We start from the raw sequence: 15,111 nt of genomic DNA, 5'->3' as shown, positions 1-15,111 counted from the left end.
AAGTACGTCCAGTACGAGGGCTTCCGGCCGGCACGCCGAGAGCACGCACCGGACGCCGCTCCTTGACGGGCAAACGTTGCCTGCCGGGGCACTAGCCCGCCAGCCGCAGCCGCTGCCCGCACACCCCGACCCGGACCGTCTGCCCCCAGGTCAGCTGGAGCGCGTCGGTCTCGATGCCGTCGCCGAAGGCGATGAGCCGGTCGGACTCCACGGTGACCGTCAGGGACGCCGAGGCCGCGAGATCGCCCGCCACCAGGGCAGTACCGGTGGCGGGCGACGGCCAGGCCTCCCGGACGAACCACACCAGCCGGTCCTCGGTGGGGGAGGGCAACGGGAGCCGGCTGCCCCGCTCCTGCCACACCGAGCGCAGCCAGCCGGTCGCGCCGGTGCCGGTCCCGACCAGCACCCCGGAGGAGGCCTGGGCCTCGACGGCACCCCCGTCGTCGTCGAGGCCCAGGCGGTAGCGGGCGGTCTGGTGGCCCGGTGTGCCGAGATAGATCTCGTTGAGCGCCACCAGCCGCTGGGTGTCGTCGGCGACGGCCTCGACCATGGTGAGTTCGTCCACCGTGGTCCGCGCCGCCGACAGGAGCTTCGCCGCGTCCTGCGGACGGTGTCGTACCAGCACCCCGGGGTTGCGGCCCGGGTCGGTGTCGATGCCGATCACCGGCTGGCCCGTCAGGTACTTGGCGACGTTGGCCACCAGCCCGTCCTGGCCGACGACCACGACCACGTCCTCCGGCGCGAACAGGAACCGGTCCAGGTCGGCCCGCTCCACCTGTGCCTGACGCCAGGTCAGCGGCACGGCCGAGGTCACCTCGGCCAGGGCGCCGCGGGCCCGGCGGTGGCGTTCGGCCACCTCCTCGATGTCCCGGCCCCGGGAGGCGAGGAAGAAGGCGGCCTGGCCGTGCGTGCCGTGCCGGGCCACCAACTCCTCGTACTCCGTGGTGCGATGGACCAGCACGGCCCGTGGCGCGAGGCTCACCGTGCCGCCTCGGACGGGCCGCCGCCCAGCTTCGCGAGCAGTCCGGTCAGCACGTCCGGGGAGACGGTGACGCTGTCGATGCGCGGCAGGTTCTCGGCCAGCCGGGTCGCGGTGAGCGCCTGCAGGGTCGTCGCCCCGTCGATCCCGGCCTCCGCGTGCACCCGCAGCCAGGCCGCCTGGGCCTGTGCCCGCGCCTCGCCGACCTCGCGCGCGCCCTCGGCCTCCGCGCGGGCGACCCGCTCGGCCCGCGCGGCCTCGGCCTCGGCGAGCCGCAGGACCCGCGCCGCCTCCGCCTCGGTGAGCTTCATGCTGCGGGCCGCCTCGGCCTCCGCGAGCTTCACCGACCGGGCGGCCTCCGCCTCCGCCAGCTTCACCGACCGCGCCGCCTCCGCCCGGGCGCGCACCGCGTCCGCGGCCGCCTGCTCCTCGGCCTCGCGGCGCGCGTTGGTGCCCCGCTGCTCGACCAACTGCTCCTCGCGGCGGGCGAGTTCGATCCGGCTGGCCAGTTCGTTCTCGGCGATGGTCCGCTCCCGCTCGACCGCGACGGCCCGCCGCTCGTAGGTCGCCCGGTCGGCCTCCTGCTGGATCTGTTCCCGGGCCGGGGTGCGCAGCGCCCGCTCCACCTCCGGTTCCGGCCGCAGCGCCATCACGCGTACGGCCACCACCTCGATGCCGGTGGCGGGCAGCCGCGGCTCGGCGCCGAGGCCCGCGGCTACCCGCTCGCGCACCGCGGCGACGCCGTCGACCAGCGCCGCCGAGAGCGGCGTACGGGCGAGGACGTCCAGCGCGTGCTGCTGGGCCGTCTCGGTGAGCAGGGTGCCCAGTTGCTCCAGCGGGGTGCCGCGCCAGGCGCCGGTGTCGGGGTCGATCGAGAAGTCCAGGCGGGCGGCGGCCACGGCCGGGTCGGCGATCCGGTAGGTCACCGTCGCCTGTACCGCCACGTCCTGGAAGTCGGAGGTGCGGGCGTGGAAGGTCATCGCCAGTTCCCGGTCGTCCACCGGCACCTCGGACAGGGCGGCGGTCAGCGGGCGGAACCAGAAGCTGAGCCCGGGACCGTCGTGGACCAGCGTGCCGGAGCGGTGGTGCCGGATGTGCGCCGTGGGCGCGCCGCGCAGATGGCGCAGGCCCAGGCGCCGGGTGATGTCGGCCATGAGTCCCCCTCGGGTGAATCCCCTCGCTTTTCGTCATGGAGACGATAATCACGGGTTCCGCTTCTCGTCAAGGGGACGAAAACAGGAAGGGGCGGAAACGGCCAAGAAGGGCGTGAAGGCGGGCGGCAATGGCCAGGATGGTGGCATGGCATACCACGTCGACTCCGAGGCCGGGCGGCTGCGCCGCGTGATCCTGCACCGGCCCGACCTCGAGCTCAAAAGGCTCACCCCCAGTAACAAGGACGCCCTGCTGTTCGACGACGTGCTGTGGGTGCGCCGGGCGCGCGCCGAGCACGACGGGTTCGCCGACGTCCTGCGCGACCGCGGGGTCGCCGTCCATCTCTTCGGTGACCTGCTCGCGGAGGCGCTGGAGCTGCCGGCCGCGCGGGCGCTCGTCCTGGACCGGGTCTTCGACGAGAAGGAGTACGGTCCGCTGGCCACCGATCACCTCCGATCCGCCTTCGAGGCCCTGCCCGCGCGCGAGCTGACCGAGGCCCTCGTCGGCGGGATGACCAAGCGGGAGTTCCTGGCGGCGCACGAGGAGCCGACCTCCGTGCGGTTCCACGTCATGGACCTCGACGACTTCCTGCTCAGACCCCTGCCCAACCACCTCTTCACCCGCGACACCTCCGCCTGGATCTACGACGGCGTCTCCATCAACGCCATGCGCTGGCCGGCGCGGCAGCGCGAGACCGTGCACTTCGAGGCGATCTACCGGCACCACCCGCTCTTCCGCGACGAGATGTTCCACATCTGGTCCGAGGGGCAGGCCGACTACCCGTCCACCATCGAGGGCGGCGACGTCCTGGTGATCGGCAACGGCGCGGTCCTCATCGGTATGAGCGAGCGCACCACCCCGCAGGCCGTCGAGATGCTCGCGCACAAGCTGTTCGCCGCGGGGTCCGCGCAGACGATCGTCGCGCTCGACATGCCCAAGAAGCGCGCCCTGATGCACCTCGACACCGTGATGACCATGGTCGACGGCGATGTGTTCACCCAGTACGCGGGCCTCGGCATGCTCCGCTCGTACACCATCGAGCCGGGCGCCGCCGACAAGGAGCTGAAGGTCACCGACCATCCGCCGGAGCACATGCACCGCGCGATCGCCGCCGCCCTCGGGCTCAGCGAGATCCGTGTCCTGACCGCCACCCAGGACGTCCACGCGGCCGAGCGTGAGCAGTGGGACGACGGCTGCAACGTGCTCGCCGTCGAGCCCGGTGTCGTCGTCGCCTACGAACGCAACGTCACCACCAACACCCACCTGCGCAAGCAGGGCATCGAGGTGATCGAGATCCCGGGCAGCGAGCTGGGGCGGGGCAGGGGCGGCCCGCGCTGTATGAGCTGTCCCGTCGAGCGCGAGGCGGTGTGACCGAGCCGGTGTGATCAAGCGGACTGTATATAAATGCTGAGCATCGTATAGAATTCCAAAGTCCCGTGCACCCGTATCCCTGGAGCGCCCTCATGGCGACAGTCCCGACCGCCCTCGCCGGCCGCCACTTCCTCAAGGAACTGGACTTCACCGAGGAGGAGTTCCGCGGCCTGGTCGAGCTGGCCGCCGAGCTGAAGGCCGCCAAGAAGGCCGGGGCCGAGACGCAGTACCTGCGCGGCAAGAACATCGCACTGATCTTCGAGAAGACCTCGACGCGCACCCGCTGCGCGTTCGAGGTCGCCGCCGCCGACCAGGGTGCCCACACCACCTACCTCGACCCGTCCGGCTCGCAGATCGGGCACAAGGAGTCCGTGAAGGACACCGCCCGCGTCCTCGGCCGGATGTTCGACGCCATCGAGTACCGCGGACACGGTCAGGGCGTGATCGAGGAGCTGGCCACGTATGCCGGGGTCCCCGTCTACAACGGCCTCACCGACGAGTGGCACCCCACCCAGATGCTCGCCGACGTGCTCACCATGACCGAGCACAGCGACAAGCCCCTGGCCGAGATCGCCTTCGCCTACCTCGGCGACGCCCGGTACAACATGGGCAACTCCTACCTGGTCACCGGCGCCCTGCTCGGCATGGACGTCCGTGTCGTCGCCCCCAGGCTGCTGTGGCCGGACGAGACGATCATCGAGGTGGCCCGGCAGCTCGCCACCGCCTCCGGCGCCCGGATCACCCTCACCGACGACGTGAAGGACGGCGTACGCGGCACCGACTTCATCGCCACCGACGTCTGGGTGTCGATGGGTGAGCCCAAGGAGGTGTGGGACGAGCGCATCGCACTGCTCGGCCCGTACGCCGTGACCATGGACGTGCTCCGCGCCACCGGCAACGACCAGGTGAAGTTCCTGCACTGCCTGCCGGCCTTCCACGACCTCGGCACCGCCGTCGGCCGCGAGATCCACGAGCGGCACGGACTGACCGAGCTGGAGGTCACCGACGAGGTGTTCGAATCCGAGCACTCCGTCGTCTTCGACGAGGCGGAGAACCGGATGCACACGATCAAGGCGGTCCTCGTGGCCACCCTGGCGGGTGCGTCACACAGCGTTTCCTGACCCCCGTCACCAGGCCTTATCCTGACCGGCGGCCCGGCGCCACCCCTGCCGCGGCCGCCGCAGCGATCGACCGGTGATCGCGCCCGCACCACCAGAAACGAGCACCACCCGCATGCCCGCTCCCCGCATCAAGTCCCCCGGCGCGCTCATAGCCGAATCCGGCGCCGACCGCGAAGGCCACGGCCTCAAGCGCACGATGGGCCTCTTCCAGCTCATCTGCTTCGGCGTCGGCGCCATCGTCGGCACCGGCATCTTCGTCGGCCTCTCCGACTCCGTGGCCCAGGCCGGCCCCGCCGTGGTCGTCTCCTTCGTCCTCGCCGCGATCACCTGCGTCTTCACGGCCCTCTCCTTCGCCGAGCTGGGCGGCGCGATCCCGGTCTCCGGATCCTCGTACTCCTTCGCCTACGCGGGCCTCGGCGAGTCCACCGCCTTCCTGGTCGGCTGGTGCCTGCTGCTGGAGTACGGCATCTCCATCTCGGCGGTCGCCGTCGGCTGGAGCCAGTACGTCAACGAACTGCTGCACAGCCTCACCGGCTGGCAGCTGCCCGCCGCCCTGTCGGCCGGTCCGGGCGACGGCGGCATCGTGAACCTCCCCGCCGTGATCGTCATCGCGATGGCCTCCGTGCTCCTGGTGCGCGGGGTGCGCGAGAGCGCCCGGGCCACCGCCGCCATGGCGGCCGTGAAGCTCGTCATCCTCCTGGCCTTCTGCGCCGTCGGCTACAGCGCCTTCAAGGACGGCAACCTCACCCCGTTCTCCCCGGCCGGCCTCGGCGGCATCGGCGCGGGCACCACCGCCGCCTTCTTCTCCTACATCGGCTTCGACGCGATCACCACGGCCGGCGAGGAGGCGAAGAACCCCCGCCGGGACATCCCGGTCGCGATCCTGGTCTGCATGGGCCTGGTCACCCTCCTCTACTGCGCGGTCGCGGTCGCCGCGATCGGCGCCATCGGCGGCGACCAGGTCGCCGGCCGCCCCGCCGCGCTGTCCTACGTCGTCAACGAGGTCACCGGCTCCACCGTCGGTGGCGGGGTCGTCGCCTTCGGCGCGGTCGTCGCCATCGCCTCCGTCGTCCTCGCCGTGATGTACGGCCAGACCCGCATCCTGATGTCGATGTCCCGGGACGGCCTGATCCCGCGCGTCTTCGAGAAGGTGTCGCCGCGGACCTCCACCCCCGTGGCCGGAACGCTCATCGTCGCGGTCGTCTTCGCGGTCCCGGCCGCCTTCGCCTCGCTCGACGCGGTGATGAACCTGTGCACCATCGGCACGCTCGCCATCATGGCCGTCGTCAACATCGCCGTGATCGCCCTGCGCCGCCGCGAGCCGGGCCTCGCCCGCAGCTTCCGGGTGCCGCTCTACCCCGTCGGCCCGCTGCTCGGCGTCGCCTTCTGCCTGTACCTGATGTACGAGACGGGCTGGCGGACCTGGATCCAGTTCGCGGTGTTCCTCGCGGTCGGACTGCTCGTCTACGTCGCCTACGGCCGCCGGCACTCCACGCTGGCCCAGCCGGCCGCCGAGGTCACGCCGGACGCCGCTGACCCGGAACTACAGGCAGTCTGAACCACACCGCCTTGCCCGACGGGGTCGGGCGGTGACCGCAGGACGAACTCAGGGCGCGGATCAGCAGCAGACCGCGCCCTCCCTCCTGCCAGGGGTCGGGCTCCTCGATCACCGGACGCGTGAGATGGCCCGGCGGCGCCGGGTCCGGGTCGTGCACCTCGACCTGGCAGCCGCTCGGCAGCAGCTCGACCACCAGCTCGATCGGGCCACGCCCGTCGGTGTGCTCCACCGCGTTGGCGACCAGTTCGGCCGTGAGCAGTTCGGCGGTGTCGGGATCAGCTGCGTGCTCCACCTCGGCGAGGGCCGTTCGGACCAGGGCACGCGCCACGGGCACCGCCGCTGCGGTGTGCGGCAGCGCGATGCGCCAGGAGGCCGGTTCGGTGGGGCGTTCGTACAAGGCGAGTCCGTTCATGGAGCAGGCTGTCCTGCTTTCAACCGTAGGAATGGTACGGGCCCGGCCACAGAGACCGTCGTCGGGCACCGCTCGGGACCTTCGGCCCCGGTACCGGGCGGCTTACCCGGCTGAACGCCCTGCCTCGCCCGGCTGCGCCCACTGTTACGACGCTGTGGACGATCAGTGACGCGCGTGACGGGACCCGGTCATCCCGGGCTCACGCTGTCGCGCCCTCATGACGACAGTCACAAAGACGTGTTAACTTCGTCGGGTAGCGCTGCGTGAGGCACCGCCCCCCTAGGAGGCCGCACGTCATGAGTCCTTTCACCGGCTCCGCCGCCCGCACCTCCGACTGGGAGCATCTGCGGGTCCAGCTCGCCGACGGGGTCGCCACCGTCACCCTCGCCCGCCCCGACAAACTCAACGCCCTCACCTTCGGCGCCTACGCCGACCTGCGTGATCTGCTCGCCGAGCTGAGCCGGGAGCGTTCGGTCCGCGCCCTCGTCCTGGCCGGCGAGGGGCGCGGCTTCTGCTCCGGCGGCGACGTGGACGAGATCATCGGCGCCACCCTCTCCATGGACACCGCCCAGCTGCTCGACTTCAACCGGATGACCGGGCAGGTGGTGCGGGCGATCCGTGAATGCCCGTTCCCGGTGATCGCCGCCGTACACGGCGTGGCCGCGGGCGCGGGCGCGGTCCTGGCCCTCGCCTGCGACTTCCGCATCGCGGACCCCTCGGCCCGCTTCGCCTTCCTCTTCACCCGCGTCGGCCTCTCCGGCGGCGACATGGGCGCGGCCTACCTCCTGCCCCGCGTCGTCGGCCTCGGCCACGCCACCCGCCTCCTGATGCTGGGCGAGCCCGTGCGCGCCCCCGAGGCGGAGCGCATCGGCCTGATCAGCGAACTGGCAGAGGAGGGCGGCGCGGACGAGGCGGCCCTCACCCTGGCCCGCCGCCTGGCCGACGGCCCCGCCCTGGCGTACGCCCAGACGAAGGCCCTGCTCACGGCCGAGCTGGACATGCCCTTGGCGGCATCGATCGAACTGGACGCCTCGACCCAGGCCCTCCTGATGAACGGCGAGGACTACGCGGAATTCCACGCGGCGTTCACGGAAAAGCGCCCGCCGAAGTGGCGAGGACGGTAACCATGCCAGCCGACGTGAGGAACAAAGGGGCGCGGGGAACCGCGCGACAAGCCACAACGCACCCGCAGCCGCCCATGACGACGAACCACCCCCAACGCATCGCAATCATCGGCGGAGGCCCAGGCGGCCTGTACGCGGCAGCGCTCCTGAAACGACTCGACCCGACCCGGAAAATCACCGTCTGGGAACGCAACGCCCCCGACGAAACCTTCGGCTTCGGAGTGGTCCTGTCCGACGAGACCCTGGGCGGCATCGAACACGCCGACCCAGTGGTCTACACGGCCCTGCAAAGCAACTTCACCCGCTGGGACGACATCGACATCGTCCACCGAGGCACCCGCCGAACCTCCGGAGGCCACGGCTTCGCGGCACTCGGCAGGAAACGCCTCCTCGAAATCCTCCACGACCGCTGCCACACCCTCGGCGTGGACATCCGCTTCCGTACCGAGGCCCCCGACCCCGACCACCTCTCGGCGACCCACGACCTGCTCGTCGCAGCCGACGGAGTCCACAGCACCACCCGCCAGACCTACGCCCGCGTGTTCCGCCCCCAGGTGACCGAACACCACTGCCGCTACATCTGGCTCGCCGCGGACTTCCCCTTCGACGCCTTCCGCTTCGAGATCGCCGAGACCGAACACGGCGTGATGCAACTGCACGGCTACCCCTACGCGGCCGACGCCTCCACCGTGATCGTCGAGATGCGCGAGGAGGTCTGGCGGGCGGCGGGATTCGACGAAGTCACCCCGCAGGAGTCCATCGAGCGCTGCGCCAAGATCTTCGCCGACGCGCTCGGCGGCAGGCCGCTGCGCTCCAACAACTCCGCCTGGACCACCTTCCGTACGGTCGTCAACGAGCGCTGGTCGCACGGCAACGTCGTCCTCCTCGGCGACGCGGCCCACACCGCTCACTTCTCCATCGGCTCCGGCACCAAGCTCGCCGTGGAGGACGCGCTGGCCCTGGCGGCCTGCCTGGAGGAACAGCCCGACGTGCCACGGGCGCTCGCGGCCTACGAGGAGGAGCGCAGGACCGTCGTCGCCTCCACCCAGCGGGCCGCCCGGGCGAGCCTGGAGTGGTTCGAGAACCTGCGGCTGTACCTCGACCAGCCGCCCGGCCAGTTCGCCTTCAACCTCCTCACCCGCAGCCGCCGCGTCACCCACGACAACCTGCGGCTGCGCGACGCCCGCTTCACCGAGGCGGTCGAGCGCGAGTTCGGCTGCCCGTCCGGCACACCCCCGATGTTCACCCCGTTCCGGCTGCGCGGCCTGACCCTGCGCAACCGGGTCGTCGTGTCCCCGATGGACATGTACTCCGCGGCCGACGGCGTCCCCGGCGACTTCCACCTGGTCCACCTCGGCGCGCGTGCCCTCGGCGGGGCCGGGCTGGTGATGACCGAGATGGTGTGCGTCAGCGAGGAGGGCCGGATCACCCCCGGCTGCACCGGCCTCTACACCGGCCGCCAGGCGGAGGCCTGGAAGCGGATCACCGACTTCGTGCACGCCCAGGCACCGGGTACGGCGATCGGTGTGCAGCTCGGGCACTCCGGCCGCAAGGGCTCGACGAAGCTGATGTGGGAGGGCATGGACGAGCCGCTGCCCGACGGCAACTGGCCGCTGACGGCCGCCTCCCCGCTGCCGTACAAGCCGGGCAGCCAGACCCCGCGCGAACTCTCCCGGGCCCAGCTCACCGACATCCGCGAGCAGTTCGCCGCATCCGCCTGGCGGGCCGCCCGATCCGGCTTCGACCTGCTCGAACTGCACTGCGCCCACGGTTACCTGCTCTCCGGCTTCCTCTCCCCGCTCACCAACCGGCGCACCGACGCCTACGGCGGCTCGCTGGAGAAGCGGCTGAGGTTCCCGCTGGAGGTGTTCGACGCCGTACGCGCGGTGTGGCCGCAGGAGAAGCCCCTGACCGTGCGCATCTCGGCCACGGACTGGGCCGAGGGCGGCACCACCGCCGAGGACGCGGTCGGGATCGCCCGGGCCTTCGCCGCGCACGGCGCCGACGCGATCGACGTGTCGACGGGACAGGTGGTGGCCGAGGAGCGGCCGGAGTACGGGCGGTCGTACCAGACGCCGTTCGCCGACCGCATCCGGCACGAGGTCGGCGTCCCGGTGATCGCGGTCGGCGCGATCTCCTCCTGGGACGACGTGAACTCCCTGATCCTGGCCGGGCGTACGGACCTGTGCGCGCTGGCCCGGCCGCACCTGTACGACCCGCACTGGACCCTGCACGCGGCCGTCGAGCAGGGCTACGAGGGCCCCGGCGTCGCCTGGCCCGCGCCCTACCGGGCGGGCAGCCGCCGCCCCCAGACCGGCCGCACGGACGCCCCGAAGCCGCGCCTGTCGCTCAGTACGGTCACACGCCTTCCACGCGATTCGCACGGTTCCTGAACCGGCCTGTCACCGGCGGCTGCCCAGGTTCTTTCGAGCAGCGCCGTCCGGACGGCTCGGGCACCCGCAGTGCCGCGCCGGTCATCGGCGGTTCTGAGCCACCGGCCGCTCACCCCGCCCCCACGAACCCCGCCCCCGCGTCCCGCAGCCGCTCGTGCAACCCCCGGAACACCTCCGCCGAGCGGACGCCCGGCCAGTCGGTGGGGAGGAGGTGGGTGGGGAGGCCGGGGTCGGTGTAGGGGAGGTGGCGCCAGGAGTCGAGGGCCAGGAGGTAGTCGCGGTAGGCCTCCTCGGGCGGGGTGGCCGTGCGGTGCTCCCAGGCGCGCAGGACGGGGGCGTGGGCGTCCAGGAAGCGCTCGTGTTCCTTGGCGATCGCCGTGAGGTCCCACCAGCGGGTGACAGCCTCGGGGGTGGGGGCGAACCCGAGGTGCTCGCCGCGGAAGAAGTCGACGTACGGGTCGAGGCGGAGCCGGCGCAGGGTGTGCCGCGTCTCCTCGTACAGGCGGGCCGGGGCGATCCACACCCCGGGGGCCGCCGTGCCGAAGCCCAGGCCGGCCAGCCGGGAGCGCAGGACGTGCCGCTTCTGCCGCTCCGACTCGGGGACGGAGAAGACCGCCAGCACCCAGCCCTCGTCCTCGGGGGGCGCCGTCGCGTAGATGCGGCGGTCGCCGTCCTCCAGCAACTGGCGCGCCTCGGGGGAGAGCCCGTAACCGGCCGCACCGCTCTCCGTGCGGGCCGGCACCAGCAGACCCCGGCGCTTGAGCCGGGACACCGAGGAGCGCACGGAGGGGGCGTCCACCCCGACCGCGGCCAGGAGCCGGATCAGCTCGGCGACGGGCAGGGGGCCCGGCATGAAGCGGCCGTACGCGCCGTAGAGCGTGACGATGAGGGACCTGGGGGCGTGCTGCTCGGACACGTTGATCATTTTAAGTCGTCGGCATCACTGCTGGTCACCTCCGGTACGCAGCCGGAACCGCTGCAGCTTGCCGGTGGCCGTACGGGGCAGGGCGTCGAGGAAGACGAACTCGCGCGGGCATTTGTAGGGCGCCAGTTCGGACTTGAGGAAGGTGCGGAGGGATTGCGGGTCAGGCGGTACCCCGTCCCGCAGCACCGTGTAGGCGACCGCCACCTGGCCACGCGCCTCGTCGGGGCGGCCGACGACCGCCGTCTCGACCACGTCCGGGTGGCGCAGCAGCGCGTCCTCCACCTCCGGTCCGGCGATGTTGTATCCCGCGGAGATGATCATGTCGTCGGCGCGGGCCACGTAGCGGAAGTAGCCGTCGCTCTCGCGGACGTAGGTGTCGCCGGTGATGTTCCAGCCGCCGCGTACGTACTCGCGCTGCCGTGGGTCGGAGAGGTAGCGGCAGCCGACCGGGCCGCGGACCGCGAGCAGGCCCGGCTCGCCGTCGGGCACCGGGTCGCCGTCGGCGTCCTGCACGCGCGCCTGCCAGCCCGGCACCGGGACGCCCGTCGTGCCGGGTCTGATCCGCTCGTCGGCCGCGGAGACGAAGATGTGCAGCAGTTCGGTGGCGCCGATGCCGTTGATGATGCGCAGCCCGGTGCGCTCCCGCCAGGCCCGCCAGGTGGCCGCGGGCAGGTTCTCGCCGGCCGACACACAGCGCCGCAGGGACGAGATGTCGTACCCGGCCAGGTCGTCGAGCATCGCCCGGTAGGCGGTCGGCGCGGTGAACAGGACCGAGACCCGGTGCTCGGCGATCGCGGGCAGCAGCTGGCGGGGGCCGGCCTGTTCGAGGAGCAGGGAGCTGGCGCCGGCCCGCATCGGGAAGATCACCAGTCCGCCCAGGCCGAAGGTGAAGCCGAGCGGGGGACTGCCGGTGAAGACGTCGTCCTCATGCGGGCACAGCACATGTCTGGAGAAGGTGTCGGCTATGGCCAGCACATCCCGGTGGAAGTGCATGCACCCTTTCGGGCGACCCGTGGTGCCCGAGGTGAACGCGATCAGGGCCACGTCGTCGGAGGCGGTGTCGACCGCCGGGTAGGGGGTGCCGGGCACCGGGCGGTGCAGCAGGTCGTCGGCCGCGTCACCGCCGTACGTGGTGATGCGCAGGCCCGGTACCTCGGCCTTCGCCAGGTCGTCCAGGGCCCGGACGTCGCACAGCGCGTGCCGGACCCGGGCGATCTCGCACACCGTGGCCAGCTCGTGCGCGCGCTGCTGGGCCAGCACGGTGACCGCGACCGCGCCCGCCTTCAGCACGGCCAGCCAGCAGGCGGCCAGCCACGGGGTGGTGGGGCCGCGCAACAGGACCCGGTTGCCGGGTACGACGCCGAGCTCGCCGGTGAGGACGTGGGCGATGCGGTCGGCGCGGGCGCGCAGGTCGCCGTAGGTCCAGCTGGGGCCGGCCGGGGTGTGGAAGACCGGGCGGGCGGGATCGGCGTGTTCGAGCAGCTCGACGGCGCAGTTCAGCCGTTCGGGGTAGTTCAGCTCCGGCAGCTCGAAACACAGGTCGGGCCACTCGTCCGGCGGCGGGAGGTGGTCGCGGGCGAAGGTGTCGACGTGGGCCGAGAGATGCATGGCGCCCCCTTGCCTGGTGGGCTCGTGGTGGCCCTGGGGCCTGTCTGACCATTCCCGCCTGCCGACGGGAATGGTCAGACAGGCCCCAGCACATGGAGCGTATCGTGTTGGTGACGACAGTCAATGGAGCGCGATACGGTCGGGTGACAGCACGGGAGAGGGGACCGGCGATGCCTGCATTCTCACTCGGACCGGAACAAGCCGCCTGGTGTGCCGAGCTGCGCACCCTGGCCGCCGAACGGCTGCGCCCGCTCGCCGATAAGGCCGAGCCGGGCCGGGTCGACCGGCCACTGGTCGCGGAACTCGGCCGGCTGGGCCTGCTGGCCCGGCTCTTCGCCTCCGGCGCCCTCGACCTCTGCCTGATGCGGGAGTCCCTGGCCTACGCCTGCACGGAGGCCGAGACCGCCCTCGCTCTGCAGGGCCTGGGTGCCCACCCCGTCCACGCCCACGGCACCCCGGCCCAACGGGAGCGCTGGCTGCCCCCCGTGACCGACGGCACCGCGGTGGCCGCGTTCGCGCTCAGCGAGCCGGGGGCGGGGTCGGACGCGGCGGCCCTCGCTCTGGCGGCCGAGCCGGACGGCGGTTCCGCTTGGCGGCTCACCGGGCGGAAGTGCTGGATCTCCAACGCCCCCGAGGCCGACTTCTACACCGTCTTCGCGCGGACCACCTCCGACGCCGGCGCCCGTGGCGTGACCGCCTTCCTCGTCCCCGCCGACCGGCCCGGCCTCACCGGCGCCGCCCTGGAGATGCTCTCCCCGCACCCCATCGGCAGTCTCGACTTCGACGCCGTCCCCGTGACCGAGGACGACGTGCTCGGGGAGGTCGACCGCGGTTTCCGGGTCGCGATGGGCACGCTCAACCTGTTCCGGCCGAGCGTCGGCGCCTTCGCCGTCGGCATGGCCCAGGCCGCGCTCGACGCGACGCTCGCCCATACCGCCCGACGGGACGCCTTCGGCGGCAAGCTGATGGACCTGCAGTCCGTCGCCCACCAGGTCGCCGAGATGGCCCTGCGCACGGACGCGGCCCGCCTGATGGTGTACGCGGCCGCGACGGCGTACGACGAGAGCGCCCCGGACGTGCCCAAGCGGGCCGCGATGGCGAAGCTGCTGGCCACCGAGACCGCGCAGTACGTCGTCGACGCCGCCGTCCAACTGCACGGAGCCCGGGCGCTGGAGCGGGGCCATCTGCTCGAGCATCTTTACCGCGAGGTGCGCGCCCCGCGGATCTACGAGGGCGCGAGCGAGGTCCAACGGGGCATCATCGCCAAGGAGTTGTACGCCACCGCCATCCGAGAGGACCGCCCGTGACGACCGAGCGCATCAACCCGCCCGAGCTGTCCCCGCCCACGGGCTTCTCCCACGCCGTCGTCGCGGCCGGCTCCCGCGTGGTGTTCCTGGCCGGCCAGACCGCCCTCGACACCGACGGCAAGGTCACCGGCGGCACGCTCCCCGAGCAGTTCGAGAAGGCGCTCACCAACCTCCTCACCGCCCTCGACGCGGCCGGCGGCACCCCCGCCGACCTCGCCCGCGTCACCGTCTACGCCACCGACGTCGCCGCCTACCGTACCCACGCCCGCCAACTGGGCCGCATCTGGCAGCAGTTGGCCGGCCGGCACTATCCGGCGATGGCGGTCGTGGAGGTCGTACGGCTGTGGGACGAGCAGGCGCTGGTGGAGCTGGACGGGTTCGCGGTGCTGCCGTAGCGAGTCAGAGCGCCAAGGTCGACGTAAACGTCAGTGAGGCAGCGTGCGCTCGGCTCTCGCGGCGCACTCAGAACCGCGTCTCCGGTCAGCCTCCGCAGAGTGTGATGATGCGGACAACTCCCGGACGGTTTCCATGACGCGCCACCGATGGGGTGACGATCACGCCCGGTGGCACGGCCGCCCGGTACCAGTGGAAGCCCCCACCCCACGGAACCGGGAGGTATCCCATGCCCGTACGCCCCACCCTTGCCGCCGCCCTCGGTGCCGCCGCGCTGCTGTGCGCGGCCGTCGGCCCGGCCACCGCCGAGGCGGGCGACACCGTCACCGTCGCCCCCACCGGCCGGATCGCCGCCGACGGCACCGTCACCCTCTTCGGCACCTACCGCTGCACCGGCAACACCGGACCGGTCTTCGTCAGTTCCTCGGTCAGCCAGGGCGACAGCCGGCTCAAGCACGGCATCGGCGGCAGCGACGCCCGGTGCGACGGCGCGGAGCACCCCTGGCAGAACTCCGGCAAGGTCTCGGCCGGCTCCCTCGGGACCGGCCCGGCCCAGGTGGAGGCCACCGTCATGGAGCTGCGGCCTTCGGGCATCGCACCGCTGCCGGCCTTCCACGCGGTCCAGGAGCAGGACGTCACCCTCGTCCAGGGGTGACACCCGCGCCGAGCGGCCCGGCAGCCGGCCGCCCGTCGATCTCGAGGACGGTCCGGGACCCTCGAGCAGGCGGCGGGCGCGGTGCTCGGTGTCGAGTTCGTCGATGATCCGGT

At 72.2% G+C, this 15,111-nt stretch carries 13 protein-coding genes; 8 read left to right on the top strand and 5 right to left on the bottom strand.

Features of this window, described 5'->3' with window-relative positions:
* Positions 1-91: 91 nt before the first annotated feature.
* Together ACWC5O_RS44095 and ACWC5O_RS44090 are read right to left on the bottom strand one after the other, a co-directional pair.
* A complete protein-coding gene (locus ACWC5O_RS44095) occupies positions 92-982 on the bottom strand; it encodes a hypothetical protein (RefSeq protein ID WP_450586445.1) in 891 nt (296 codons plus the stop codon).
* Complete coding sequence (locus ACWC5O_RS44090) at positions 979-2,133, bottom strand: SPFH domain-containing protein (protein WP_386575780.1); 1,155 nt, start codon at positions 2,131-2,133, stop codon at positions 979-981. The genes ACWC5O_RS44095 and ACWC5O_RS44090 overlap by 4 nt, the downstream gene beginning before the upstream one ends.
* 145 nt (positions 2,134-2,278) lie before the next feature.
* Here ACWC5O_RS44090 and ACWC5O_RS44085 point away from each other — a divergent pair, with 145 nt between their 5' ends.
* The 3 genes from ACWC5O_RS44085 (at position 2,279) to ACWC5O_RS44075 (ending at position 6,181) form a co-directional block, all read left to right on the top strand.
* The gene (locus tag ACWC5O_RS44085) at positions 2,279-3,502 is read left to right on the top strand and encodes an arginine deiminase (RefSeq protein WP_450586447.1); all 1,224 of its coding nucleotides are present in this window, start codon (positions 2,279-2,281) and stop codon (positions 3,500-3,502) included.
* Between the two features lie 92 nt (positions 3,503-3,594).
* Positions 3,595-4,623 carry an ornithine carbamoyltransferase gene (argF, locus tag ACWC5O_RS44080; RefSeq protein ID WP_450586449.1) on the top strand — a complete coding sequence of 343 codons (1,029 nt, stop codon included), beginning with the start codon at positions 3,595-3,597 and terminating at the stop codon, positions 4,621-4,623.
* A gap of 112 nt (positions 4,624-4,735) precedes the next feature.
* Entirely contained in the window at positions 4,736-6,181 is a 1,446-nt protein-coding gene (locus ACWC5O_RS44075; protein ID WP_450586451.1) for an amino acid permease, read from the top strand.
* Here ACWC5O_RS44075 and ACWC5O_RS44070 read toward each other — a convergent pair.
* Positions 6,141-6,593 (bottom strand): ATP-binding protein, encoded by a 453-nt coding sequence (locus ACWC5O_RS44070; protein ID WP_145884085.1) that lies wholly within the window; start codon positions 6,591-6,593, stop codon positions 6,141-6,143. The genes ACWC5O_RS44075 and ACWC5O_RS44070 overlap by 41 nt on opposite strands.
* A gap of 296 nt (positions 6,594-6,889) precedes the next feature.
* Here ACWC5O_RS44070 and ACWC5O_RS44065 point away from each other — a divergent pair, with 296 nt between their 5' ends.
* Positions 6,890-7,717: an enoyl-CoA hydratase family protein gene (locus ACWC5O_RS44065; RefSeq protein WP_450586453.1), complete on the top strand. Its 828-nt coding sequence runs from the start codon at positions 6,890-6,892 to the stop codon at positions 7,715-7,717.
* Positions 7,718-7,791: 74 nt separating this feature from the next.
* Positions 7,792-10,110: a bifunctional salicylyl-CoA 5-hydroxylase/oxidoreductase gene (locus tag ACWC5O_RS44060; protein WP_450586455.1), complete on the top strand. Its 2,319-nt coding sequence runs from the start codon at positions 7,792-7,794 to the stop codon at positions 10,108-10,110.
* Positions 10,111-10,219: 109 nt separating this feature from the next.
* Here ACWC5O_RS44060 and ACWC5O_RS44055 read toward each other — a convergent pair whose 3' ends face one another.
* Positions 10,220-11,035 (bottom strand): PaaX family transcriptional regulator, encoded by an 816-nt coding sequence (locus ACWC5O_RS44055; protein WP_450586457.1) that lies wholly within the window; start codon positions 11,033-11,035, stop codon positions 10,220-10,222.
* Between the two features lie 15 nt (positions 11,036-11,050).
* On the bottom strand, positions 11,051-12,643 hold the full coding sequence (locus ACWC5O_RS44050) for an AMP-binding protein (protein WP_450586459.1): 1,593 nt from the start codon (positions 12,641-12,643) through the stop codon (positions 11,051-11,053).
* A gap of 170 nt (positions 12,644-12,813) precedes the next feature.
* Here ACWC5O_RS44050 and ACWC5O_RS44045 point away from each other — a divergent pair, with 170 nt between their 5' ends.
* The 3 genes from ACWC5O_RS44045 (at position 12,814) to ACWC5O_RS44035 (ending at position 14,998) form a co-directional block, all read left to right on the top strand.
* Positions 12,814-13,950 carry an acyl-CoA dehydrogenase family protein gene (locus ACWC5O_RS44045; RefSeq protein WP_450586461.1) on the top strand — a complete coding sequence of 379 codons (1,137 nt, stop codon included), beginning with the start codon at positions 12,814-12,816 and terminating at the stop codon, positions 13,948-13,950.
* Positions 13,947-14,345 carry a RidA family protein gene (locus ACWC5O_RS44040; RefSeq protein WP_450586463.1) on the top strand — a complete coding sequence of 133 codons (399 nt, stop codon included), beginning with the start codon at positions 13,947-13,949 and terminating at the stop codon, positions 14,343-14,345. The genes ACWC5O_RS44045 and ACWC5O_RS44040 overlap by 4 nt, the downstream gene beginning before the upstream one ends.
* A 227-nt stretch (positions 14,346-14,572) precedes the next feature.
* Complete coding sequence (locus tag ACWC5O_RS44035) at positions 14,573-14,998, top strand: DUF6299 family protein (RefSeq protein WP_450586464.1); 426 nt, start codon at positions 14,573-14,575, stop codon at positions 14,996-14,998.
* The last annotated feature ends 113 nt before the right edge of the window (positions 14,999-15,111 follow it).

The sequence above is a fragment of the Streptomyces sp. NPDC001450 genome, assembly GCF_053597295.1.
The sequence above is the reverse complement of the archived record's forward strand: the minus strand, read 5'-3'. Positions and strand labels throughout refer to the sequence as shown.

Bases quoted from the DNA above. Each gene is read 5' to 3' on its own strand.
- ACWC5O_RS44090 (WP_386575780.1), bottom strand. From the start codon at position 2,133: ATGGCCGACATCACCCGGCGCCTGGGCCTGCGCCATCTGCGCGGCGCG.
- ACWC5O_RS44085 (WP_450586447.1), top strand. From the start codon at position 2,279: ATGGCATACCACGTCGACTCCGAGGCCGGGCGGCTGCGCCGCGTGATC.
- argF (WP_450586449.1), top strand. From the start codon at position 3,595: ATGGCGACAGTCCCGACCGCCCTCGCCGGCCGCCACTTCCTCAAGGAA.
- ACWC5O_RS44075 (WP_450586451.1), top strand. From the start codon at position 4,736: ATGCCCGCTCCCCGCATCAAGTCCCCCGGCGCGCTCATAGCCGAATCC.
- ACWC5O_RS44070 (WP_145884085.1), bottom strand. From the start codon at position 6,593: ATGAACGGACTCGCCTTGTACGAACGCCCCACCGAACCGGCCTCCTGG.
- ACWC5O_RS44065 (WP_450586453.1), top strand. From the start codon at position 6,890: ATGAGTCCTTTCACCGGCTCCGCCGCCCGCACCTCCGACTGGGAGCAT.
- ACWC5O_RS44060 (WP_450586455.1), top strand. From the start codon at position 7,792: ATGACGACGAACCACCCCCAACGCATCGCAATCATCGGCGGAGGCCCA.
- ACWC5O_RS44055 (WP_450586457.1), bottom strand. From the start codon at position 11,035: ATGATCAACGTGTCCGAGCAGCACGCCCCCAGGTCCCTCATCGTCACG.
- ACWC5O_RS44050 (WP_450586459.1), bottom strand. From the start codon at position 12,643: ATGCATCTCTCGGCCCACGTCGACACCTTCGCCCGCGACCACCTCCCG.
- ACWC5O_RS44045 (WP_450586461.1), top strand. From the start codon at position 12,814: ATGCCTGCATTCTCACTCGGACCGGAACAAGCCGCCTGGTGTGCCGAG.
- ACWC5O_RS44035 (WP_450586464.1), top strand. From the start codon at position 14,573: ATGCCCGTACGCCCCACCCTTGCCGCCGCCCTCGGTGCCGCCGCGCTG.